Genomic DNA, 335 nt, shown 5'->3' on the forward strand with positions numbered 1-335 from the left:
AAGGCGCCCGTGCCCAAATTCCGGCGCCTTATCCAGATCGTGTTTTCGATAATCGCCGCGGGGACCGCGATGCTCCTCGTCGGCCTCGCACCCGGGGGCATTTACGCCTTGGCCCTAAACGGCTTCGGGCAAATTGGGTACCCGATCGCCTTCTTCCATGACGGCGCGCTTACCACCACGACCGCGGGAAACGTCTTCACAGCCCTGCTTCTCGCGCTGCTTGCGGGCGGAACCTTGATATCCGTTTGCTCCGCCGTCCTATCGACCGCAACGAGGCGCGTCCTCGCGGGCCCCCTTACCTCCGCGCTGCTTGTCGCGGCCCCGGCATTCCCGTT

At 64.8% G+C, this 335-nt stretch carries 1 protein-coding gene; it reads left to right on the top strand.

The genetic code is table 11. From position 1 onward, the window contains the following. The coding region (locus DW024_RS10330) for a hypothetical protein (RefSeq protein ID WP_233541382.1) at positions 1-335 on the top strand (335 nt) is incomplete at both ends.

The sequence above is a fragment of the Collinsella sp. AF37-9 genome (assembly GCF_003475115.1).
Lineage (GTDB): Bacteria > Actinomycetota > Coriobacteriia > Coriobacteriales > Coriobacteriaceae > Collinsella.